This window comes from Leptotrichia buccalis C-1013-b (genome assembly GCF_000023905.1).
Lineage (GTDB): Bacteria > Fusobacteriota > Fusobacteriia > Fusobacteriales > Leptotrichiaceae > Leptotrichia > Leptotrichia buccalis.
Genome location: NC_013192.1, coordinates 1195880 through 1219285, shown reverse-complemented (window position 1 = coordinate 1219285; position 23406 = coordinate 1195880). Strand labels below are relative to the sequence as shown.

Annotated in this window: 26 protein-coding genes and 1 tRNA gene; 5 read left to right on the top strand and 22 right to left on the bottom strand. The window is 29.2% G+C overall.

Features of this window, described 5'->3' with window-relative positions; all coding sequences use genetic code 11:
* Nucleotides 1–137: 137 nt before the first annotated feature.
* The 10 genes from rpmA to LEBU_RS05565 all read right to left on the bottom strand — a co-directional run bounded on the left by rpmA (nt 138) and on the right by LEBU_RS05565 (nt 5727).
* A complete protein-coding gene (gene rpmA / locus LEBU_RS05610; protein ID WP_006803992.1) occupies nt 138–431 on the bottom strand; it encodes a 50S ribosomal protein L27 in 294 nt (97 codons plus the stop codon).
* 79 nt (nt 432–510) lie between these two features.
* Nucleotides 511–849 (bottom strand): ribosomal-processing cysteine protease Prp, encoded by a 339-nt coding sequence (locus LEBU_RS05605; protein ID WP_015769372.1) that lies wholly within the window; start codon nt 847–849, stop codon nt 511–513.
* A gap of 48 nt (nt 850–897) precedes the next feature.
* Nucleotides 898–1206: a 50S ribosomal protein L21 gene (gene rplU / locus LEBU_RS05600; protein ID WP_015769371.1), complete on the bottom strand. Its 309-nt coding sequence runs from the start codon at nt 1204–1206 to the stop codon at nt 898–900.
* A gap of 341 nt (nt 1207–1547) precedes the next feature.
* A tRNA-Ser gene (locus LEBU_RS05595) sits at nt 1548–1634 on the bottom strand.
* Nucleotides 1635–1693: 59 nt separating this feature from the next.
* Nucleotides 1694–2461 (bottom strand): SDR family NAD(P)-dependent oxidoreductase, encoded by a 768-nt coding sequence (locus LEBU_RS05590; protein ID WP_015769370.1) that lies wholly within the window; start codon nt 2459–2461, stop codon nt 1694–1696.
* A 40-nt stretch (nt 2462–2501) separates the two neighbouring features.
* Nucleotides 2502–2795 (bottom strand): type II toxin-antitoxin system RelE family toxin, encoded by a 294-nt coding sequence (locus tag LEBU_RS05585; RefSeq protein ID WP_015769369.1) that lies wholly within the window; start codon nt 2793–2795, stop codon nt 2502–2504.
* Nucleotides 2796–3023 carry a hypothetical protein gene (locus LEBU_RS05580; RefSeq protein WP_015769368.1) on the bottom strand — a complete coding sequence of 76 codons (228 nt, stop codon included), beginning with the start codon at nt 3021–3023 and terminating at the stop codon, nt 2796–2798.
* A gap of 111 nt (nt 3024–3134) precedes the next feature.
* Nucleotides 3135–3599 carry a hypothetical protein gene (locus LEBU_RS05575; protein ID WP_015769367.1) on the bottom strand — a complete coding sequence of 155 codons (465 nt, stop codon included), beginning with the start codon at nt 3597–3599 and terminating at the stop codon, nt 3135–3137.
* A gap of 21 nt (nt 3600–3620) precedes the next feature.
* The gene (locus LEBU_RS05570) at nt 3621–4448 is read right to left on the bottom strand and encodes a hypothetical protein (protein WP_015769366.1); all 828 of its coding nucleotides are present in this window, start codon (nt 4446–4448) and stop codon (nt 3621–3623) included.
* Complete coding sequence (locus LEBU_RS05565) at nt 4438–5727, bottom strand: hypothetical protein (RefSeq protein WP_015769365.1); 1290 nt, start codon at nt 5725–5727, stop codon at nt 4438–4440. Before LEBU_RS05565 ends, LEBU_RS05570 begins: the two co-directional genes overlap by 11 nt.
* Before the next feature lie 214 nt (nt 5728–5941).
* Here LEBU_RS05565 and udk point away from each other — a divergent pair, with 214 nt between their 5' ends.
* The 3 genes from udk to LEBU_RS05550 are packed head-to-tail and all read left to right on the top strand — an operon-like array spanning nt 5942 to nt 8775.
* A complete protein-coding gene (gene udk / locus LEBU_RS05560) occupies nt 5942–6583 on the top strand; it encodes a uridine kinase (protein ID WP_015769364.1) in 642 nt (213 codons plus the stop codon).
* Nucleotides 6584–6641: 58 nt separating this feature from the next.
* Entirely contained in the window at nt 6642–7979 is a 1338-nt protein-coding gene (locus LEBU_RS05555; protein ID WP_015769363.1) for an FAD-dependent oxidoreductase, read from the top strand.
* A 13-nt stretch (nt 7980–7992) separates the two neighbouring features.
* On the top strand, nt 7993–8775 hold the full coding sequence (locus LEBU_RS05550) for a potassium channel family protein (RefSeq protein ID WP_015769362.1): 783 nt from the start codon (nt 7993–7995) through the stop codon (nt 8773–8775).
* Between the two features lie 190 nt (nt 8776–8965).
* On the opposite strand, the gene LEBU_RS12245 is transcribed toward LEBU_RS05550, so the two are convergent.
* The 12 genes from LEBU_RS12245 to asnS all read right to left on the bottom strand — a co-directional run bounded on the left by LEBU_RS12245 (nt 8966) and on the right by asnS (nt 22304).
* Nucleotides 8966–9907 carry a hypothetical protein gene (locus tag LEBU_RS12245; protein WP_015769361.1) on the bottom strand — a complete coding sequence of 314 codons (942 nt, stop codon included), beginning with the start codon at nt 9905–9907 and terminating at the stop codon, nt 8966–8968.
* Entirely contained in the window at nt 9879–10502 is a 624-nt protein-coding gene (locus LEBU_RS12240; protein WP_015769360.1) for a contractile injection system protein, VgrG/Pvc8 family, read from the bottom strand. Before LEBU_RS12240 ends, LEBU_RS12245 begins: the two co-directional genes overlap by 29 nt.
* 142 nt (nt 10503–10644) lie before the next feature.
* Nucleotides 10645–11748, bottom strand: coding sequence for a redox-regulated ATPase YchF (gene ychF / locus LEBU_RS05540; RefSeq protein ID WP_015769359.1), 1104 nt, complete (start codon nt 11746–11748; stop codon nt 10645–10647).
* Between the two features lie 24 nt (nt 11749–11772).
* Nucleotides 11773–12306, bottom strand: coding sequence for a uracil-DNA glycosylase (locus tag LEBU_RS05535; protein ID WP_015769358.1), 534 nt, complete (start codon nt 12304–12306; stop codon nt 11773–11775).
* 15 nt (nt 12307–12321) lie between these two features.
* The gene (locus tag LEBU_RS05530; RefSeq protein WP_015769357.1) at nt 12322–13095 is read right to left on the bottom strand and encodes an MBL fold metallo-hydrolase; all 774 of its coding nucleotides are present in this window, start codon (nt 13093–13095) and stop codon (nt 12322–12324) included.
* A gap of 65 nt (nt 13096–13160) precedes the next feature.
* On the bottom strand, nt 13161–13601 hold the full coding sequence (locus LEBU_RS05525) for a hypothetical protein (RefSeq protein ID WP_015769356.1): 441 nt from the start codon (nt 13599–13601) through the stop codon (nt 13161–13163).
* A 48-nt stretch (nt 13602–13649) separates the two neighbouring features.
* Complete coding sequence (gene yqeH, locus LEBU_RS05520) at nt 13650–14771, bottom strand: ribosome biogenesis GTPase YqeH (RefSeq protein ID WP_015769355.1); 1122 nt, start codon at nt 14769–14771, stop codon at nt 13650–13652.
* A gap of 39 nt (nt 14772–14810) precedes the next feature.
* A complete protein-coding gene (locus LEBU_RS05515) occupies nt 14811–15881 on the bottom strand; it encodes a tyrosine-type recombinase/integrase (RefSeq protein ID WP_015769354.1) in 1071 nt (356 codons plus the stop codon).
* A 235-nt stretch (nt 15882–16116) separates the two neighbouring features.
* The gene (topA, locus tag LEBU_RS05510) at nt 16117–18519 is read right to left on the bottom strand and encodes a type I DNA topoisomerase (protein ID WP_015769353.1); all 2403 of its coding nucleotides are present in this window, start codon (nt 18517–18519) and stop codon (nt 16117–16119) included.
* Nucleotides 18520–19089: 570 nt separating this feature from the next.
* On the bottom strand, nt 19090–20181 hold the full coding sequence (gene dprA, locus LEBU_RS05505; protein ID WP_015769352.1) for a DNA-processing protein DprA: 1092 nt from the start codon (nt 20179–20181) through the stop codon (nt 19090–19092).
* Between the two features lie 18 nt (nt 20182–20199).
* Entirely contained in the window at nt 20200–20898 is a 699-nt protein-coding gene (locus tag LEBU_RS05500) for a tetratricopeptide repeat protein (RefSeq protein WP_015769351.1), read from the bottom strand.
* A 17-nt stretch (nt 20899–20915) separates the two neighbouring features.
* The gene (gene asnS, locus LEBU_RS05495) at nt 20916–22304 is read right to left on the bottom strand and encodes an asparagine--tRNA ligase (protein ID WP_041760562.1); all 1389 of its coding nucleotides are present in this window, start codon (nt 22302–22304) and stop codon (nt 20916–20918) included.
* Between the two features lie 343 nt (nt 22305–22647).
* Here asnS and LEBU_RS05490 point away from each other — a divergent pair, with 343 nt between their 5' ends.
* Both LEBU_RS05490 and nrdI read left to right on the top strand, forming a co-directional pair.
* Nucleotides 22648–22887 (top strand): thioredoxin domain-containing protein, encoded by a 240-nt coding sequence (locus tag LEBU_RS05490; protein WP_015769349.1) that lies wholly within the window; start codon nt 22648–22650, stop codon nt 22885–22887.
* Between the two features lie 135 nt (nt 22888–23022).
* Nucleotides 23023–23394, top strand: coding sequence for a class Ib ribonucleoside-diphosphate reductase assembly flavoprotein NrdI (nrdI, locus tag LEBU_RS05485; protein WP_015769348.1), 372 nt, complete (start codon nt 23023–23025; stop codon nt 23392–23394).
* Nucleotides 23395–23406 lie beyond the last annotated feature (12 nt).

The window sequence follows — 23406 nt, the reverse complement described above, 5'->3', positions numbered from 1 at the left end:
ACCAGCATAGCGGGTGGTTTTATGTTTCGCACGCTTTGCGTACTCAACTGACTAAAGTCAATAATAAAAAAAAAATACTATCTTAAAATTTAAATTTAAAATAGTATTTTATAAAATTAATAAATTATCGTTTATTCTTAAGCTTCTACTCTTTCAGGATAAATGCTTACTCTTTTTTTACCGCTTCCGAATTTTTCAAATTTTACATATCCATCAGTTAATGCGAATAAAGTATAATCTTTTCCTAATTTTGCGTTAGTTCCTGCGTGAAATTTACTTCCTCTTTGTCTTACAATGATGTTTCCAGCTTTTACAGCTTCTCCATCATATTTTTTTACTCCTAAATATTTAGGGTTAGAATCTCTACCATTTCTAGTTGATCCTTGCCCTTTTTTTGAGGCAAATAACTGTAAGTTTAATTTTAATAACATTTTCCGACCTCCTCGATTTCTTTCTTTTTCATATTTTATTTCTTGAATTTTTTCAAATCTTAATTTTGTGAATCAAAATTTATTTTTTAATTTCCTTAAGTTTCACAAAATTATTATAACTTTTTGCAACGTCCTTTAGATATGAATACATTGATTCAACCAAAATATCCGATTTTTCTAGTTCTTCATCAGTCAATCCAGAATTTTTCAAATCACATACAATATGCCCATCTTTCTCGATAAACTTTAATTTTTTCTTAAGTTTCAAAGTTTCTATAAGACCATTGACTGTCATTTGTCCTACTGATGAAACCGCTGCACAAATTACATCTTCTCCATATTCTGAAAACTCTGCATGTCCTTTTATTTCAAAATATGTTATTTTATCTTTTTGTCTTTGAATCTTTATATTTATCATTCAAATCACAACATCTTTCACAATCTACAATTATATAAAAAACTACAATTAAGCATTAATCGATTTAATTTCAATTGCTGTAAAAGATTGTCTGTGTCCTTTTTTTCTGTAGTAAGTTTTTTTGTTATATTTAAAGTTAATTTTTTTGTCACCTTTTCCATGTGATTTAACTGTAGCCACAACTTTAGCTCCTTCTACAACTGGAGTTCCAACTGTTACATTTTCTCCTTCTCCAACTAATAGAACTTCGTTAATTTCGATGTCTGAATCAACATCAGCTGCTAATTTTTCAACTTTTAATACAGTTCCAACTTCTACTTTGTACTGTTTTCCACCTGTTTTAATTACTGCAAACATTTATGTTCACCTCCAAATAATTTATCGCTATTATTGGTATTAGCCACCAATTTTATGCGTATATCTTAATTAGTTTACTACATTTTTATGAATTTGTCAAACATTTATTTTTTAGTTTATTTTTCAGCTCTCTCTGAATTTTCTTTAACAAGTCATAAGAAAAATAAAAATCTATCTCTAAAAATATTTAAAAATTTAAAGATAGATTCATTATTGTATGTATAGTAAAACTGCTTTAAACCCGAACTAAAAAGTTATGACTATTTTACTCAAACTCTAAATTTATATAATTTTTAGTAGTTTAATTTTAAATAGGTTTGAGTATATTTTTCATTTTTAAATGGCGGAAGTAGAGGGACTCGAACCCACAAGACGTTTAACCGCCCACAGCTTTCCAAGCTGCTGCCCTACCATTAGGCGATACTTCCTTTTGATATTCGATATTATACTAAAGTTATCTCTAAAAGTCAATAATTTTAATATTTACTTATTTTTGATTTTTTCTGTAAATATTAAATCCTGTCGCCTGATTTGTCGCCATTATCGTAATATCTGAAATTTGTACATGTTTTGGCTGATTTGCAATGTAAAGTATCGTATTTGCAATATCTTCCGGTTTTAATGCCTCAATTCCTTCATAAACCTTTTTAGCTTGCTCCATATTTCCGTGAAATCTTACATTGCTGAAATTTGTTTCTACAATTCCTGGCTGAACTGTTGTTACTTTTATATTTTTATCAATTGTATCAATTCTGATTCCATCACTTAAAACTTTAACAGCTGATTTAGTTGCACAATACACAGCAGCTCCAGCATATGCATAAATTCCAGCAGTTGAGCCGATATTTATAATATGTCCCTCATCATTTGCAACCATACTAGGTAAAATCTGTCTTGTTATATACAAAAGCCCTTTCATATTAGTGTCAATCATTTTCTCAATATCCATAATATCATAATCCTGAAATTTATCAAGACCTAAAGCAAGCCCTGCATTATTTATCAGAACATCTACTTTCTTAACATCTTCCATTACTTTTTTAACAGTTTTTACAACATCATTATATTTGGAAACGTCAAGTATAAACACATAGGCGTTTGTTCCATATTTTCTATCAATGTCTATTTTAATTTCTTTTAATTTTTCGCCATTTCTAGCACACAAAATTACATTATCTCCATTTTTTGCAAATGCATAAGCAGTTTCCTTTCCAATTCCACTTGTAGCTCCAGTAATAAAAATATTTCTATTCATAAAAACTCACTCCCTATATTTGAATTTCTCATTATTTATTTTAAAAATGATTTTTTAGTTTATTTAAAATCAAATATACTTTACTTCTATGCTCTATTTCAATAGCTAAAACTATTAATTTATCATCTTGTATTTCAACTATAACCCTATAATCTTTTAGTGGTTTATACTTCCAGTATTCCTTTAAATTATGGCTCAAAGCCTCCCCTTTAATTCTTGGATTTTTAGAATTGTCTATTTTTTTCAAAAAATCATAAATTCTTTTACTTGTATTTTTATCCATCTTTTTTAATTTTTTTGCTGCATATTTGGATAACAATACTCTGTATTCCACTTAAAACCCCATTTCCTTTCCAAAATCTTCAAGAGGTATCATTGGGGATTTTTTTACTTTTTCAGATAATTTCACTATCCTTTTTATTTCTAATTTAGAAATTTGTTCATTTTCTTCTATTCTGTCTAATTCTTTTGATATTAAATTATTGATAAAATTATTGTCGTATTCTAAAACTTCTTTTAACTGTTTTTGTTTTTTTTCATTTAATTCAACATCTATAATCATTGTATTTTCCTCCTAAAATAGATTTTATAATTTTTTTAGAAATCAAATAATTTTTAAGTTTGTTAAAAAATATCCACATTTTTATTATACCACAAAATTTCAATTTAAGTATTATTTTATATCAAGTTTATTTTTCTGATGAAATTTTTGTCTTAATTTTAGTTTAAAAATCCCAATTCCTTTTTCAATGCTCATTTCCTGCGAAAAATTATACACAAACATATTTGTAAATTTTAAGTCCATTTTTTTATTTGAACCTAAATCAACAAACATTTCCAAATTTCTATAATCACTTTTTTCCAGATATGATTCTGCCCATTCTACTAAATCTATTATATTTTTTTTGTTTTTTTCATACAAATCGTCATTTACACTTTGGATTTCCTGATTATTCCCAGTATTTTCCAAATTTGATATAATTTTTCCAATTATTTCCATTTCTACTGTACTTCTGCTATTTGCCAAATTTGTATCTTCTGCAAGCCCAATTTTATATTTCACTTCCATAATTTCATCTTCACTTACGTTTATTTCCTTTTTATTTTCCTCATCTGTAATTCTCAATTTATATTTCATTTATTTCACCCCTTCATTTTATTAAAAAACTGCTATCTCATCAATTTTTACTGTTTCATCAACACTCACAACTCCAAAATGATTTTCCCAGAATACTTTTAATTCTAATCCAAATTCCAAAAATAATAATTCTAAAATTTTTAATTTTGTTGTATTTTCTTTTGATTTTTCTTTATTTATATAGATTATTATTTTATTTTTTTGCTTTTTTTCTTTGTAAATAATTGAATCGTAAAAGAAATACTGTACTCCAATTTTTAAATTCTTCATACAATTTACACTGTTTATTTGCTGATTATAAACTAAAAGTGATATGTATTCCTGCTCTTCCCTGTTTAATTGAAAAAAATACTTTTTTAATTTTTTCCCTAGAACTTCATTTTTTATCTCTTTTGAAATTTTTTCACAAATAACATCTATCACAGTTGTTCCGCTTATAAAATCTAATTCCCTTAAGTAATTTATCACATTATTTTCTACATTTTTCTTAAAATTCTTTAAAATAAAATTACTATCTTTTTCTTCCTCAATGTTTTTACTTTTAAATCCAAAATTTCTTCTAGGTTTATTTTTAGCAGTATTTTCAGCTGTTAAATCTTTTATTTTTTTATCTTTTAAAATTTTTTTCTCTATTTCAAAAAAATTATCGTAGTAATTCAAAAAGTTTACGAAAATTTTGTTGAACCTGACATATGGATTTACTTTAACTAATTTTGCTTCATTAAATTTGCTATTTACAAAATCGGTGTTTATTTCAATGTATGCCGAGATACTGTTTTCAAGTTCAAATTTGGAATTTAAAGGAGTTGCCCAGATGTATTCATATCCGTTTTTATTTTTATTCGCCATACAGATACCCCCTGCACGTAAATTCTTCAAAATTATTCTGAATTTCTGAAATTACAAAACTTATTTTATCTTCTGAATATTCATCAAAATTTTTAATTTCAACAAATAGATTCAAATTTATTCTTTTTTCAAAGTAAGATTTTTCAAATTCATTTCTTAAATTTTCATTGCAATCATAAATATTTAAGTTTCCTTCGATTTTTTCATTAAAATTCAAATCTTTTAATAAAATTTCATTTTTTATAAACTCATATTCCAGAAAATATTTTTCCAAAAATGAACGGCTTCTAGTTTTTTTATTTTTTCTTTGAATTTTATCAATGAAACTTTCATTTTTTACATTTGTAAAATGAAAATAATTTTCTGAATTTTCATTATTTTTTTGATATATTTCCAGCATTTTTCTACATTTTTCTATTGATTTTATGGAAAAAATATTCCAAATGTCGCCTGTATTTTTTTTGGAAATAATGCTTAACTTATTTTTGTCGCTTTGATAACAGCATAAAATATCTTCATTTTCATAATTTGACACTAAAATCTGTTCATTATCTTCAAAATTTACTGTATATTCAAAAGACAAGTCAATTTTTGTCGGACGGACAAAGATAGTGCTTATAATCTTCTTTTTCTCAATATTCCAAAGTAATTCCTTATTTCTTAAAATTTTTTCTTCATATTCTTCAAAATCATATGTAATTTTATATTCTCCATTCTGAATTTTTTCTAAAATTTTCTGCGACATCTCAAAATCATATTCATTCAACCTAATTCTAAAACATCTTGCAAAATGTGCCATATTCAACGTTTTCCATACTTTTCCATTAAGCTCAAACGAATCATATAATTTTTTTATTTCTTCAAAATACCTTTCATCCTTTTCCAAAACCACCTTAAGCTCATAATTTGCTTCCTCAATATCTATCCAAGCCAAAAATTCCCTATCTGCAATATCACTAATCTTTCTAAATTCCACGTTTAAATATACATCTTCCAAATAAATATTTTTATAACTCTCATCAAAAGTGTCCATTTTATCAGTTAACTTGTCGATTACTGGAAAAAATACTCCATCCAGCTTGAACACCTCATTTTTATCAGCCAACACTGTTTCAATAAAAATATCTTCTTCTCCAGTATTTCCCCAAATATTCACTTTCAAAAAATCATCCTTAATTTTCTGAAACCTGTCTTCAGTTTCAACATTCAATTCAAAAAACATTTCTCTTAGACTTTTTCCAAGCATTTCCTTTTCAAAAATTTCATTCTCCCTATTCATAACCCCTCCAATATTTAATTATATTTTAATTTTATCATATAATTAAATTTTTTTCAAATATTTTTTAATAATTTTTAAAAACAGATAAATTTTATAAAAATATATATATTGTAAATAAAGGGAAAAAATGATAAAATTATTTGAAATTCAGAGTTCATAATATTCTTAAAATAAAAAAATAAATAATTATCTATTTCAGAAAGGAGAAATTTTTATGAGCTATCAAACTATAATTGTTGGAATTGCTGGAGGTACTGGTTCTGGTAAGACAAGCGTAACTCAGGCTATAATTAGAAATTTGGAAAAAACGGGGATTCATTCAATTCTACTTGAACAGGATTCATACTATAAAGCGAATGACCACTTGACTTATGAGGAACGGACTGCCTTGAATTATGACCATCCAAATGCGATTGACTTTGACTTGCTTGAAAAGCACATATTGGAATTGAAGGATGGAAAATCTATCGAAAAGCCTATTTATGATTTTCAGGTTCATAACAGAGTTGACGAAACTCAGCATATCGAGCCTGCAAACATAATTATTGTTGAGGGAATTTTGGTGCTTGCAATTGCAAAAATTAGAAATCTTTTCGATACAAAGATTTTTGTTGATACTGATGATGATGAAAGGCTTTTAAGAAGAATTGAAAGAGATTTGAACGAGCGTGCAAGAAGTTTTGAAAGTATAAAAAATCAGTATATAAATACTGTAAAACCTATGCATCTGGAGTTTGTTGAGCCTTCTAAAAGGTATGCCGATGTTATAATTCCACGTGGAAAAGATAATAAAGTTGGTATAAATATGGTGGCAAGCAGACTTAGATATTTATTTAACAAAATGAACCAAAAATAAAAACAACCATAAATGAAAGGAGTGTATGATTTTATAAATTATCATACGAAAAAATATTATGAAAATAGTTGTAATTGGAGGCGGAGCAGCTGGAATGATGTTTTCGACTCAATATAAAAAGGCAAATCCTGAAGATGAAATTATTTTATTTGAAAAATCATCTTATGTGGCTTGGGCTGGATGTCCGACACCTTATTTCATTGCTGATGAATTGAAGAAAAGTGACGTTCTGCACGGAACGCCTGAAGATTTTATAAAACGTGGAATTGACGTGAAAATTCATCACGAAGTTACAGAAATCAACTTTGAAAATAAAACTGTAACTGTAAAAGGCGATGAAATTAACGGCATAATTTTTTACGACAAACTGGTAATTGCTGTTGGAGCAAAATCGTTTGTGCCGAATATTGCTGGATACTCAAAAGATTTAGAAAATGTGTTTACACTGTCACATGCAGAACATGCCTTTGAAATAAAAGATTTTCTTAATGAAAATAAATCAAAATTAAAAAACGCAGTTGTCGTAGGAGCTGGATTTATTGGACTGGAAATGGCTGAATCATTTAGAAAAAATGGATTAAATGTTACATTGATTGAAAAGGCTGATCAAATTTTTCCAAATGTTTCTGAAAACTTAAAAAAGAGAATTTATAAGGAAATAGAAAAAAATGATGTGGTATTAAAACTAAATTCAGGCGTTTCAGAAATAATTTCTGAAAATAATGTTGCAAAATCAGTAAAACTAGATAACGGCGAAACTGTAGACTTTGATATTGCATTATTTAGTATCGGAATTACTCCAAATATTGATTTTCTGCCTAAAGAATTAAAAACTGATTCTGGGAAGATTACTGTAAATGATAAATTTGAAACAAATATTAAAGATGTGTATGCCATTGGAGATTGTATTTTTAACAAATATTACAAAACTGGCAGAAATTTATACGCTCCATTTGGAGATGTAGCAAACAAGCATGGAATGTTCCTTGCAAAACACTTATCTGGAAAAGATGTGAGCTGGAAAGGATTGATCCGTTCTTTTGCAACTTCATTCTATGATGTAAAACTAGCACAAACTGGACTTTCTCTAAAAGAAGCTCTGCAATTAGGATACAATGCTGATATAGTTTCAATGAAAGCAATGTATAAAAATTCTGGCTTTGAAGATTCTGTTCCTGCAAGTGCTGAAATTATTTACGATAGAGATAGAAAAATTGTTCTTGGTGGAGCAATGGTAGGAAAAGAAGCTGTGGCACAATTTGTAGATCAAATGGCTATCGTTATTGCTCTTGAAACACCTATTGAAAAATTTATAGAAATTGACTTTGCATATTCCCCAACAAATGCAAGTGTTTGGAATCCGTTATTAGTAACATACAGAAAAGTTATTAAATAAAACAGGAGTTTTTATGAAAAAGAAAATTGAAAAATTACATAAAAACAAAGGATTCCGAATAAGTTATCAGGTTATTTTTATTTTCTTGGCATTATACAGCTTTGTCACTACACTTTTAGATTTACATGGTGATATTAGCATTTTTAATAATCCAATTCTGGAATTTATTGACGTGTCAATTTATCTAATTTTTGCAGTTGATTATTTTATACGTTTTACACATTCAGAAAATAAATTAGATTTTATTGAAAGCAATATTCCTGATTTAATCTCAATTATTCCGTATTATTCTATTTTTAGGCTATTCAGAATTTTTAAGATTAGACGTTTAGCCAGAGTTTTTAAACATTTAAAGCTGACAAAAGCTTATTTGTCTGTGAAAAAATTCTACAAAAAAATAAAAAAAATCTTGAGAGCAAATGGACTTATTTATTTGTTAATATTTGCTGTACTTGGAATCATAGTATCTGCCCTAATAGTTTCCTATGTCGAAAAACTCTCCTATTTTAATGGTCTATGGTGGGCTTTTGTAACTGCGACTACTGTTGGCTATGGAGATGTCTATCCGCATACATTTATTGGAAGAATAATTGCTATTTTTCTGATACTCATTGGAATGGGAACTTTTGGTATGATTACAGGAGCTATCACAAGTTATTTCTTAAATCGGCAAACTGATTTAATTCCAGATGATGATTTAGATGAATATGTTTTAAACTCCCAAAACTATACAGATACAGAAAAACAGGAAATTATAACTTTTATACAATTCATAAGAAACAAAAGAAAAAAATAAATTATACTTAAATCTTTTTAATACAGGAAGAACACTAAGTTTTAACTAACCTTATTATTCTCCTGTATTTTTTATTATTAGATATGTTCGATAACCTAAGTTTTTTTTATCTCTACAAGGGGTCAAGACCCCTTGCTTTAGATATTTATTTTATTAAATTCTAAGTTTGTATGGCTATCAAATAGGTCTATTAATTGCTATGAACTTTTTTCCCTTTAATTCTTACATCTGAACTTAATGATTCCATTGTTATTTCCTTCTCTTTCCCAATAATATTTATTTTAGAGCCATAAAAATCAGCATCCCCGATTGACTCTATACCTAAATAATTATTCGAAGCCACTATCATATTCTGATTCGCCTTATTTACAAAATTATCTGCATTTTCAACTATATTTGGCGATTCCACACTATATTTTTCAGCCGTTTTCACTTCAAAACTGTTCAAATTCAAACTAAAATTAAAATCACTCTGATTAACCTGAAAATTTCTTTTTGTATAATCGCTAAATCTTCCATTTCCTTTATTGTTTATTGCCCACGACACTTTTGCAAATCGCTCATCTTCATTTGGAAAATAAACTTCCACAGTATCATTTACTTCGGGAGTGCAGAAAAATCCAGTATTTGTCTGCGAATAAAAAGTCTGATAACTTAATGGAAATCTTTTTATTCCATAATCATCGTACGCTTTATCATTACTTTCATCATTGCTTCTTTCCTGAACAATTTTTTTCAGCCCCTCTCCAAACTTGACTTCCATTTTCGCAATTCCACCATCTTCAAACACCCGCTCAACATTAGCTTCAATCCTACACCCTTTAATTTTTTCATTATACTTCTTGAATATATGATAATTGCTCATATCCGTTGCCAAAAATTCACTTTTCAAAATAAAATCCTTCAAAAATACCCTAGTTTTTAATACAGAAAAATTACCTTTATTCCCACTAGAATCTTTATCATTTCCTTCATTTTCTACAGCGTTTTCAGAAATGGAAACAGCATCTCCCAAATTTATTACTTTATTTGACTGCACTTTATAATATAGATTTTTATAATCTCTCACAAGCGAATAATCTGAAAAATATTTATTTTCCTTCTTAATTTCTCCCCATTTCCAGCATTCCAAACAATATTATCCCCTGTTCAATTACAAACATCCCAGTTTTTAATTGACTTGCAAGTCTTACTAAAAATTCCCAATCTGTCTCATCAAACTGGACAATAAGACTACCTATCTGCTTTTTCGCAATATCAGAATACTTTATTTCCAACTTTTTATCAGCATAATCCTTATTAATCTCATCAATTATATCTGAAAACATTAAATTCCTATCCTGAAAAACCCGATACTTCTTCTCATTTTTCCTGTCAAAAAGCACACTCTTAGAAAACGCTCTCATCAAAATCCTGCACCCATAACTCCCATAATCCAGTATCTCAAAATAATCAACAATTCCACTAAAAATCCGTCTTTTCCCAACATTTTCCCCAGCCTTCTCAAGTTCAACCTGAATCTCGACATCTTCCTTCTGAATAACCCTTTCCAAATTCTTCCTTTGCTCATCATCCATCTCCAATTGCATCTCTAATTTCTGATGTTCATTCATATTTTCATTTAACACAAATTCCCGAATCACAAAATTATCCAGATTTGTCTTATCCAGTACAATTCCAATATTTTTCCCTTCGTACATATTTTCAATATTTACATCTTTACTCATTTTTACCACCTCAATTATTTCCTTTTATTAATTAAATATTAATATATATTTCATTATACAATATTTTTAATCAAATTTCAATAATAATTTTAAAAAAATAATCACTGTTTTTTACAACAATGATTATTAAATAAAAATTTATTTAGACATTAAATCTGAAGAACATTACATCCCCATCTTGCACAATGTACTCTTTCCCTTCCAATCTCATTGCACCTTTTTCTTTTGCACCGTTCCATCCATTTAATTCGATAAATTTGTCGAAAGATACTACTTCGGCTCTGATAAATCCTTTTTCAATGTCCGTGTGAATTTCACTGGCAGATTTTTGGGCATTTGTTCCTTGTTTTATTGTCCATGCTCTTACTTCTTTTACTCCAGCTGTAAAATATGTGATTAATCCTAACAATTTGAATCCTGCTCTAATTAGTCTGTTTAGGCTTGGTTCTTTTATTCCTAATTCGTCAATGAACATTTGTCTTTCTTCTTCATCTTCTATTTCAATTAATTCTGCTTCTACTTTTGCTGAAAAAGTTACTACTTCACTGTCATACTGTTTTGCAAATTCACGCACTTTTTTTACGTAATCATTTTCAATTCCAGCCGTCAAGTCTTCTTCCGAAATATTTGCGGCAAACATCATTGGTTTTACTGTCAAAAATTGATAAACTTTTATTAATTCTTCTTCTCTTTGTGTAAATTCCAATGTTTTTAATAACTTAAATTCTTCCAGATGAACTTTACATCTTTCAAGAACTGCAACTAATTCTTTCCCTTCTGCGTTTCCTCCACGAGCCAGCTTCTGATTTTTCTGAATTGCCCTTTCAACCGTGTCTAAATCAGCAAAAATCAATTCTGCATTAATTGTTTCAATATCTCTTATAGGATCAACGCTTCCTTCCACGTGAATAATATTATCATCATCAAAACATCTTACAACTTGACAAATTGCAGCTGTATTTCTAATGTTTGACAAAAACTGGTTTCCTAGCCCTTCACCTTTTGATGCACCTTTTACAAGTCCTGCAATGTCCACAAACTCAACTGTCGCTCCAACTGTTCTTTCTGGATTAACTATTTTTTCCAAATCCTTTAGACGTAAATCAGGAACACTTACAAGCCCCACATTTGGTTCAATTGTTGCAAATGGATAATTTGCCGCTTCTGCATTCTGCGTTTTTGTTATTGCGTTAAATAATGTTGATTTTCCCACGTTTGGTAATCCTACAATTCCTATTCCTATCATTCTTTTTTTATTTCCTTTCTTCTTTTATAATTTTTCCAAAATTTTTATTAATTTCCATTTTTCCTTATCCGTCGCTTTGAATAAATATGAAATATCGTAAATTGGAACAATTTTAATTTCTCCATAAAAGTCATACATTTGTCCAACCAGATTTCTTATATCTTCTTTTATCATATTCTGTAAAAAAAATCTTGTTGCCCTTTCTCCGACTGTAACAATATATTTAGGATTAATTAGGGCAATTTGCGCTATTAAAAATTCGTGGCATCTTAAAATACTGTCTTCGTCAATTAAATTGCCGTGTGGACTGCATTTTGTAAGTGTTGTAAAATAGCATTTTTCTATATCTATCTTTGAATATTCTAGAAATTTTTTAAAATATTCACTATTTTTATCAGCAAGTAATTTTTGTTTATTGTCTTCTTCTTCACTTACGCTGTCTAAAACGAATAAAATATCCGCATTTTTATTTCCTTCACCAATTATTGGCTTAATGCGTACTTTTTCCAAAACACATTTTGCACACATATCAATTTCTAATTTCAGGTCATCCCACATAATTTTTCCTTTACTTTATATTTTGTAAATTTCTGTTCCATTTTCATTAATAATTTCAATTTCCAAATGACTTTTATTTTCACGTTCCAAAATCCCATAAAGTGAATTATATGCTAGTTCAGGCGTGTTATTATCCTTGCTTATGTGCATTAGATAAATTTTTTTCAATTTTTCATTCAGAACTTGCGCGATTAATTTTGATGCTTCTGCATTGGAAAGATGCCCATTTCTGCCTTTCACGCGATTTTTCAGTTCCCAGTGATAAGGCCCTTCCATCAGCATATTATAGTCATAATTGCTTTCAAGCACGATTACATCGCTATTTTTCAAATTTTCCTTAATAATATTGTTCACACAGCCCACATCGCTTGCATAGGACAACTTTTTCCCTTCATATTCAAAAGTGTATCCTAAACATTTTTTGGCATCGTGCATTACTTCAAAATTATTTATAACACAATTTTCAATTTTAATTTTATCATTTCTTATAAAATTTAGATTTTTTTTGTCAATTTTCCCAATTTTATCCTTAATTACATTATAAGTTACCTCATGAAGATAAATTGGAATATCATATTTTCGTGAAATAACTCCTAGTCCCTGAATATGATCAGAATGTTCGTGAGTTACAAATATTCCTTTTATATCTTCAATTCTTTTTCCAATGTTATTTAATTTTTCTACAATTTTTTTTCCACTAAATCCTGCATCTATAAGAAATTTCTTATTTCCCATCTCAATATAGCTGGAATTTCCGCTGCTCCCGCTTCCCAAACTTGAAAATTTCATTTTTTAATAATTCTTCTTTCTAATTGAGTTTTTCCTATAACTCCCCCATTTTATTTTTTTTAATTTTAAATATTCGGTGAAACTTTTCCTTTTAATTCATCGTAAACCCATCCACCTTTTCCATCCTTTTTCGTTACAATTTTGTTACTTCTTTCCCTTCCATTTTTTATACTTTCAGGAATTTCATATATTTTATCAGATCCATAGAATGTTCCAAAATTGTTTTTTCCATCTGCACTTTTTACGTTTTGCAATTCATCTTCAAGCCCTGCCAATTTCGGATTTGAACCAGTTTTTTCATTAAATTTCTTTACTGCATTCTGTAATTTTACAGTTTCTACTTGGATATCAGCACTTATTAACTTGTCCACTTTTCTTGAAAATAAAATAACTACATTAAATATCGCAATACATGTTACTATAAGAAATGTTATCCCACGCATAATAATTTTTCTAGTTATTCTTTTTTTACTATCCATATAATAATTTTCATTATCAAAAGCCATTTATTTTTCCATAAAATTTATATAAATTATGGTCTCCTTCCTAAAAATTTATTTCTTATTTCTAAAAATCGACGGTCTTATAACTACTTTCACTTTTTCAGGAACTTCCAGCTGTATCTTCAAAGGTCCTCTTTTAACATTAATCCATCCCAGCCCTGCAATTACAAGCTCTTCATTTTCCTCTATTTCCACTTCGTGAGTTACAAATTCATTTTGAAAATATTTCTTTTTCTCACTTCCTTCTAAAATTTCAAAAAAACTTCCACTTAACAAGGTTTCCACTCTTTCCTCACGAGCCACATGGAATTTTACACTTTTTGAAGCATATGCGGAAAAAATAGGCTTACTTCCGCTTTTCAAAAGCTCATTTTCCAATATTTTAAATCTGCAGAAAACATCAAACATAAATACCTGATTTTCTTCAAGTTTAAATGTTTTTCGTGAAATTTCTCCAGCTGGCACAAGTTTTAACCCATTTTCCACGCTGATTAAATCAGAAATCCTTCCATCTGGAATAAGTCCAGGCGTATCAATTATCGTAATTTCACTGTTTGGAATCCTGTTATTAATTGATTTTAAAGTTGTTCCAGAATATTTTGAAGTTGTTATCTTGTTATTTCCTAAAAGCAAGTTTATAACTGACGATTTTCCAACGTTTGAAACTCCAAGCACAGTAGCCTTCACCTTTTTATTTTGAAAAATATTTTTAATTTTTCTGATTATTCCATTCACTCCATATCTATTTTTTGCACTGATAAAAGCAATATCATCAGGCACAATGTCCTCTTCGGCAAGCCTGTCCTTTACCCAGTTTGAAATTTCAGTCGGATGTATAAAGTCAGGTAGCAAGTCAATTTTATTAATCAGAATTATTGATCTATAATCCCGCAAATAATCCAGAATTTCCTCAGTAAACGAACCTTCAAAGTCAATAATATCAAAAATTGGCAATATTATATCCGATTTTTTCACACTTTCATTTACTTCCTTCAGATAATCTTCCTTACTAAAATTATTCACAAGATTTTCCCCATAATTCTTGATTTTAAAACATCTCTGACAAAGCAAATTATCCTGCGTTATAAACTTCTCCTCAGGTACATACCCCTCCTTATTTTTATCCTCAAACTGCAGCTCAATTCCACAGCCACTACATTTTTTTATAATCAAAATCTCCTCCTATTTTTCATTCTTTTTTATTTTTCAAAATTATTCCTTAGCCAATGAATGTGCATTCATATAAATATCCTTCAAAAAAGTCTTATTTACGTGAGTATAAACTTGTGTCGCAGCAATACTGCTATGCCCCATTAATTCCTGTAAATACTGAATTTCTACACCATTGTTCAAAAGCTCCATTGCAAATGAATGCCTAAACACATGTGGCGTTATTTCCTTTTCTATCCCAGCCTCATGCACATGTCCTGAAATAAGCCTTCTAAGTGAACGTGTCGTTAATTTCTTCCCTTTACTGTTTACAATAAGCACTTCCCTAGTATAATTTTCATACTGCTTCTTCTTTTCATCAATATATTTTATAAGCCATTTTTTCGCATTTTCACTAAAAAAAGTAACTCTTTCTTTCTCACCTTTTCCAATAACCCGAATTTCCCGCTCTTCAATATCAATCATAAATTCACTTAAATTAATAAGTTCTATCGAACGAAGTCCACTCGAATACAGCAGCTCAATAATCAGCCTGTCCCGAATCCCAGTAATTTTTTCTGTGTTTATGACATGTCTTAATTTGTTTAAATCATCCCGATTCAGTACATTTGGTAATTCCTTTTCAAATTTCGGCATACTTATATAAGACGCTTTGTTCGTTTCAATTACGTTTATTTCCTGAAGATATTTAAAAAATGTCCGAAGTGCTGAAATTTTTCTGTTTATGCTTCTTCTAGATACAGGTTTTGGTTTTGCCTTTTTTTTACATTTTTTTAGATTTTTAATACTTTTTAAATTTTCAGAATTTTCAGTTTTATTTTTATCATTTTCCATTAATCTTTTTGGAGAATTTAAATATGCAATAAACGATCTGAAAGTCATCATTTCGATTTCCTCAAAATTATGAATTTTCTCATATTCATCCAGATATTCCATAAATTGCAGTAAATCCCGCCGATAGCCTCTGATTGTATTAAAACTTTTTCCAAGAATAACCTCTTCATAATACAAAAATTTGTCTACATACATTACAAGATTTTCATTTTCTACATTCTTTTTATTTCCGATATCTTTTTCTTTCTCTTTTTCAACATCTTTGTCATTATTATTCATAAAAATTTCTCCATTTATCATAACACATATTATTTACAGCAATTCTACTTTTTTGTTTTAAGATAAAAAATCTATAAAACTACATTTATATAAATTATAATAAATTTAAGTTATCTTAAACTGTTAAATTATATTTTTATATTTATTTTTTTTTTATAAATTAGTCCTAATAAAAAAACAAATAAAATTAATAAAATATAATATAAATAAAATAATTTTTTTAAGATTTATTAAATTACTCAGATTTCTTGGCTGTTGATTTTTTAGTTGTCGTTTTCTTCTTAGTCGCAGTTGTCTTTTTAGCCTTTGCAGCTGTAGATTTTGATTTAGTTACTGTTTTTTTCGTCGCTTTTTTTACAGTTTTCTTAGCTTTTTCCTCTTTTTCAGTCACCCTCGTAACTTTTCCAGTTTTTATATTTTTTATCGTTTTACATTCTGGATAGCCTGTACAAGCCAAAAATTTTCCAAATCTGCCAGTTTTTATTTCATACGGTTTTCCGCAAAATTCACAGACTCCTGCTTCTTCTATTATTTTTCTGTCAATTTCTTGTAACCGTTTCATTTCATCATTTATTTGTAATACTCCATCTAGCTCTATTACTGCGCCTTTTTTATACTTCTGCTTCAATTCAGCTGGCAGCGACATTCTTTTTTCATCTTTTTCATAATTTTCACTTTCAAGATATTCTCCAAATCGTCCAACTTTCAACACATATCTGTTTCCATTTTCATCAAAATAATCCGTCAAAATTCCCTTTTTATTATTTTGTAATTTTTCAACTTCCGTTTTTATAAAAATTTCCCCTTTTTTAAGTTCTTCAGGCGACACAGCGATTCCCTTTAACGAAACTTTTTCCTTTTCATTTGTCTCACTTATTAAATATTTACCATACAGTCCTGTTTTTAAAATCATCGGCTTTCCTTCTGAATCTAATACATCAGAAACAACTCTCCGATTTTTCATTTCTTCTATCTCTTTTTCAAACTTTTTAATCTCCTTTTCAAGCGAATTATAAAAAGCTCTCAAAAGCTGCACCCATTCAACTGTCCCTTCCTCAACCTTATCCAGTTCTTTTTCCATATTCGCCGTAAACTTCACATTCATAATGTCTTTAAAGTTTTTCACAAGCTCATCTTTTACTTCGTATCCCAAATAAGTTGGATAAAAACGTTTTTCAATAAGTTCCACGTATTCCCTTGTTTTCAGTGTTTCGACAATTGAAGCATAAGTTGATGGACGTCCAATTCCTTCTGATTCCAGTTTTTTTACAAGTGTCGCTTCTGAAAATCTTGTTGGTGGCTTTGTTATTCCTTCTTCCACATTCAATTTGTCTATCGGATGAACATTGCCTTCCTTTAATTCTGGAAAATCCCCAGTCTTAATTTCATCTTCGTCTTTAAAAATCTTATAATACCCATCAAAAATTACTTTGTTAATTGTCCCACGAAAACTGTAATCTCCATTCACAGCGTTAATCTGCATCTGCTCATACTGCATCGCTGCAAACTGTGAAACCAGAAATCTGTCCCAAATTAATTTATACAGTCTATACTGCTCATTTGTTAAATAAACTTTTATGTCGTCTGGAACTAAGTTAATGTCAGATGGACGGATTCCTTCGTGGGCATCCTGAACATTTGATTTTGAATTTTTTACAACATATTTTCCAACGTATTTTTCACCATAATTTTTTGTAATGTAATCCTTTGCCATATTTAAAGCATCAACAGAAATTCTTGTAGAATCTGTTCTCATATAAGTTATAAGTCCTTTATTTTCTCCATCAATTGGAAGCCCTTCATAAAGCTGCTGTGCAATTCTCATTGTTTTGCTTGCACCGTAACCAAGATATGAGGAAGCAAGCTGCTGCAGTGTACTCGTTTTGAATACAAGCGGTGGTCTTTGAGATTTCTTCTTAACTTCAATTTTTTCAATTGTCAAAGACTCATCTTTCAAGTCCTTTTTTAATTTTTTTACAACCTTTTCATCAAAAATTTTATCCACTTTTTCATTTGCAATTTTTACTAAATTAAGATTAATATCTTTTTCAATTAATGCACTTACTTCCCAGTATTTTTGCGGTACAAACGCATTTATCTCGTCTTCCAAGTCACAAATCAGTTTTAATGCAACTGACTGTACACGTCCAGCGCTGGCGTTGCGATTAATTATTTTCCATAAAAGCGGACTTATCTTATACCCCACAATTCTATCCAGCAATCTTCTCGCCTGCTGTGCATTCACAAGATTATCATTAATATCTCTTGGGTTTTTAATCGCATTATTTACAGCCGTCTTTGTTATCTCGTTAAATTCTATCCTTTTTACCTTATCAGGCTGCTTAATATAATTAGAAATGTGCCAAGCAATCGCTTCCCCTTCCCTATCCTGATCTGATGCCAGGTAAACAGCGTTTGCACTTTTCGCTTTTTCCTTTAATTTCTTTAAAACCTCACCTTTCCCTTTTATAACCTTGTATTGAGGCTCAAAATTATTTTCCACATCTATCCCAATTTTTGTTTTTGGTAAATCAATCACATGTCCGTAAGATGCAACAACTTCGTAATTTCTACCAAGTATTTTTTCAATAGTTTTTGCCTTCGACGGTGACTCAACAATAACTAACTTTCTAGCCAACTCTATTTTCTCCTTATTTTTTTTATCTACTTATACATATTTATTTTTAAATTATTTTGATTAATAATTACTTTTCTTATTTTATTCATATTTAGTTTTTAAGCAGGGAGAACAAACGCCATCTCCCTGCACCCACGCTCTACACAAAACTTTCTTATAAAGAAAAAATAAAACTCGATTTTGAATAAAAGTTATTTTAAATACGATTAACTAAATATAGTTCAAAATTCATTCCAAAATTTCAAACAGTTATTTTTTCTTTAACGAAATTTTGCTTATTTTCTATTAACATAATCATTTATAATCAAACTAAAAATATCGTGATTTTTTTGGAATAAAATTGACTAAACACATTTATGTGTTTCTTTCGCCATAACTTTTATAATAAAATTCAGTTTATAAAGTTATTTAACTTTTATTTGCGAAAGTGAGCTTTTTCAAAACTTTTAAATCATAAACAGTTTAAGAATTAATAATAACCTTTATTAAAAAGCGAGTTTCAATTTTATTTCAAAAAATGCTTAGATAATCAGAGAACCAAGGGTATAGCAATTAATACCCTTGCTTTAATTATACTATCCTAATGTACTTTGCCCCATTTGTTTCTGTAATTAATCCTCTAATTTTTAGACTCATAATTATTGAAAACAATTTATTTTTCTCAATTTTTTCTTTCACATTTTGTAGAATTTGCTCAAAACTTACTTCTTCCATTATTGTTTCAAATACAATTTGTTCTTCTGATGTAAGTTTTTGTAATTTACTTTTTTCTTTTTTTATATCCCACAAAAACTCTTCGGCAATATCATTTCCGCAAGTTACTAATTTTGCTTTATTATTTTTTATTAAATCGTTACAGCCTTCAAAAGATGGATAATTTATGAATCCAGGTACGGCAAAAACTTCGCGGTTCATGCTAAAAGCCAGTTCTGCTGTGATTAATGCACCACCTTTTTTAAAACTTTCGGCTACTAGAACTCCATCTGATATTCCTGCTATAATTCGATTTCTTCTAGGAAAAGTCCAGCGTGTAGGCTGTGTTCCAAGCGGATATTCGCTTATAAGAGTTCCAACTTCTCCTATTCTTTCCCATAAATCCCGATTTTCGTATGGATAAACTATGTCCAGCCCTGTGCCTACTACTGATACAACTTCTATTTCCTTATCCAGTGCAGTTTTTAGTGCAATTGTATCTATTCCATCGGCAAGTCCGCTAATTACGGTTACCTCATAATTTACAAGCTCATTTACAATTTTTTCACAGGCTGTTTTTCCAAATTTAGTTGCTCGCCGTGTTCCTACAATTCCGATATTACGCTTATTATCTACTGATATTTTGCCTTTGTCTATTTTTATTTTATCGTAATCTTTTAACTTTTTTCCTTTTAAATACAAAAAGACTGGAAAATCCTTTATTTCCTTCAGTTTTTTCGGATATTCCTTATCATTTGCACTTATTATTCTTACTCTGTTTCGCTCATAAAGCTCTAGCCTTGCTGTCATATCAATTTTCATTGCTTCTTCCAGCTGACTTTTTAATTCATCATTAAACAATTTAAAATTTTCTTCATAAAATAATTCTTCAAAATCTTGAAAAATTAACATAAGTTTTTTTATATGGGCATTTTTCATCCCATATTCCTTTAATCTAAGCCATTCCACAATAATCCCCCCTATTTTTTATCTTGAACCGGCTAATATTTCATTTAATACTGCGATTTCTTTTTTTACCTCATCATCAGAATGTGTAGAATTATAATCCCGCAAATATCCTAATGCTTTTGAAAAATCCCCTTTTGATTTGTAGGCAATGCCCATTCCCAGTTTTGCTTCAGCCTGATTGTTGTCTTGTGACAAGATTCTGCTGTAATAATCAATTGACTGTTCATTATTCCCCATAAGCCTTGATCCAATTGCAATTACATACATTACAGGAATATCAGGTGCTTCATCTTTTAGTGCCAAATTTACTGCTTTTTCATAAAGTCCATCACGAAAATAAAGCTGTGCCATTCTGAATGTGGCTGATGAGCTTTTTTTGGCAAGCGTGGCATTTTCGTAATTTGCGTATGAATCGTATTTTGCTTCCGTCGATATGTCTTCGGTCTGTGTTGCCGGCATAGTTCCACTATCAACAGTTTTTCGTTCAACTGGTATATTTTTTGTTTCTTTATTTCTGCTTTTATTTAATGCATTTCCTGGTTCAAATGCTTGCCTTGTTATTTCATCAGGTTCAACAGTTGGTGCAATTCTTTCTTCTTCAACAGTAGTGGCATCACCTGGACTGGTTACCGTCGTATTTTCAGTAATATAATAATTTGCCTTTACAACTGTCGCAAAAATTAAAAGAATCCCCATCATCATTATCATTCTTTTCATTTTAGTCCTCCTGGCAATTAGAACTCCAAGTTTTTAGTTGTTCTTGGGAACGGAATCACATCCCTTATGTTTGTCATTCCAGTAATGTACATAAGCATTCTGTCAAATCCAAGCCCAAATCCTGAATGTGGCACACTTCCATATTTTCTCAAGTCTAGGTACCACCAGTAATCTTCCTCTTTTAATCCCATTTCATTGATTTTTCCTAAAAGAATTTCATAATCATCTTCCCTTTGGCTTCCACCTACGATTTCTCCAATTCCCGGTGCCAATAAGTCAACTGCTCTTACAGTTTTCCCATCTTCATTTAACTTCATATAAAATGCCTTTATATCTTTTGGATAATCAGTTACAAATACAGGCTTTTTAAAGTGTTTTTCTGCCAAATATCTTTCGTGTTCAGTCTGTAAATCAATTCCCCATTCCACTTCATATTCAAATTTCTGTTTTGAATTTTTCAAAATTTCAATTGCTTCTGTATAAGTAATTCTCCCAAATTCATTGTTTACTAAAGTATCAAGCCTGTTAAACAAGTCCTTGTCTACAAATTTATTAAAAAATTCCATTTCTTCCTTAGCATTTTCCCTTACATAATTTACAATGTATTTTATCATTTCCTCAATAACATCCATATTTACGTCCAAGTCTGCAAATGCAATTTCAGGCTCCATCATCCAAAACTCCGCAGCATGTTTTGGAGTGTTCGATTTTTCAGCTCTGAATGTAGGCCCAAAAGTATACGTATTTTTAAATGCAGTTGCAAAAGTTTCAACATTTAACTGCCCACTAACCGTAAGATTTGCCTCTTTACCAAAGAAATCCTGTTTAAAATCAATACTTCCATTTTCAGTTTTTGGAATATTGTTTATATCAAGCGTCGTAAGTCTAAACATTTCTCCAGCACCTTCTGCATCACTTCCAGTAATTATAGGTGTTTGCACATACACAAAGTTTTTTTCTTGAAAAAATTTATGAATTGCATAAGACAAAATTGAACGTACTCTAAAAGTTGCAAAAAACGCATTAGTTCTAGGACGTAAATGTGCAATCGTTCTCAAAAATTCAAATGAATGCCTTTTATTTTGCAACGGATAATCTGAATCAGCTTTTTGATAAACAGAAATTTTTGTTGCTTTAATTTCGTAAGCCTGCCCTTTCCCTACTGATTCTACTACAATTCCTGTAACTTTAACTGAAGTCGAAATCGTAAGTTTAGAAATTTCCTCAAAATTTTCCAATCCTTCTTCAAACACAACTTGAATCCCAGTAAAAAAAGTTCCATCATTCAACTCAATAAATCCAAAGTTTTTTTGACTTCTAATTTTTTTTACCCAACCATTAATTTCAATTTCTTTTCCTAAATACTCTTTTGTATTCTTTTGAAGTTCCCTTAATTCTAATAACATATATCTCTGTATGACTAAATATAGAAATAATCTATATAAATATTCACACATCTCCTTTCTCTAAATTATATAATTTTTTTGATTATTCTCTACATTTTCACATTATAACACAATTTCCTACATATTTTAATAATAAATTTTAAAAATATAAAAACTTTGAGATAACTTATAGCATTTTTTAAATTATTAATATAAAATATTCCCAATAATTTGTTTAATCAAAAATTAAAAATAATATTGTTGCAAAAATTTTAAAAATACGATACACTACATATGCTATAAAAAAATTACAAAAAACACAAGATATTGTGTTTTACTTTTAAATTAGGAGGAAAATAATAAAATGAGAAGAATTGTAAAATTTGAAAAAAACGACTGCAACCCATGTGCAATGGTGTCAGACTTATTAGATAAAAAAGGTGTAGAATATGAAAGAGTAAATCCATTCGACAATCCAGAAATGGCTGTAAAATACAGAGTAAGAAGTGTTCCAACTGTAATTTTATTTGAAGAAAATAAAGAAATAAAAAGAACAATTGGATTTAAGCCAGAAGAAATTAACGAAATTATTTCAATGATATAAAAAAATACAATTTAAAAATTTTAACTGTACTATCAAAGACAGTTTTTTATATATACTCAGATTATTTAAGGAAAGAACTATTTGAAATCAAATAATTTTGAGTATATTTTTATAAAAAAAATTAAGGTGAAAACTATGTTTATATATTACGATTCAAAAACAGGAAACGTCCACCGTTTCACAAAAAAAATGCAATCCCAACGTCCAGACTGGCATTTTATAAAAATAAATCCAACTATGGTAATCAAAAATGAAGGACATTTTCTAACATTTACAACAAAAATCGGAGAAATTCCAACAACAACAGACGAATTTCTACAAAACGAAAACAACAGTAAACTATTAAAATCAGTAAGTTCCAGCGGAAACAGAAACTGGGGACAATTTTTCGCACTAGCAGCTGATAAAATTCAGCAAAAATACGGAATTCCAGTATTGATGAAATTTGAGCTGTCGGGAACAAGTACGGAAGTGGAAAATTATATCAAGTATTTGGAAAATAATTAATAAAATAAATAG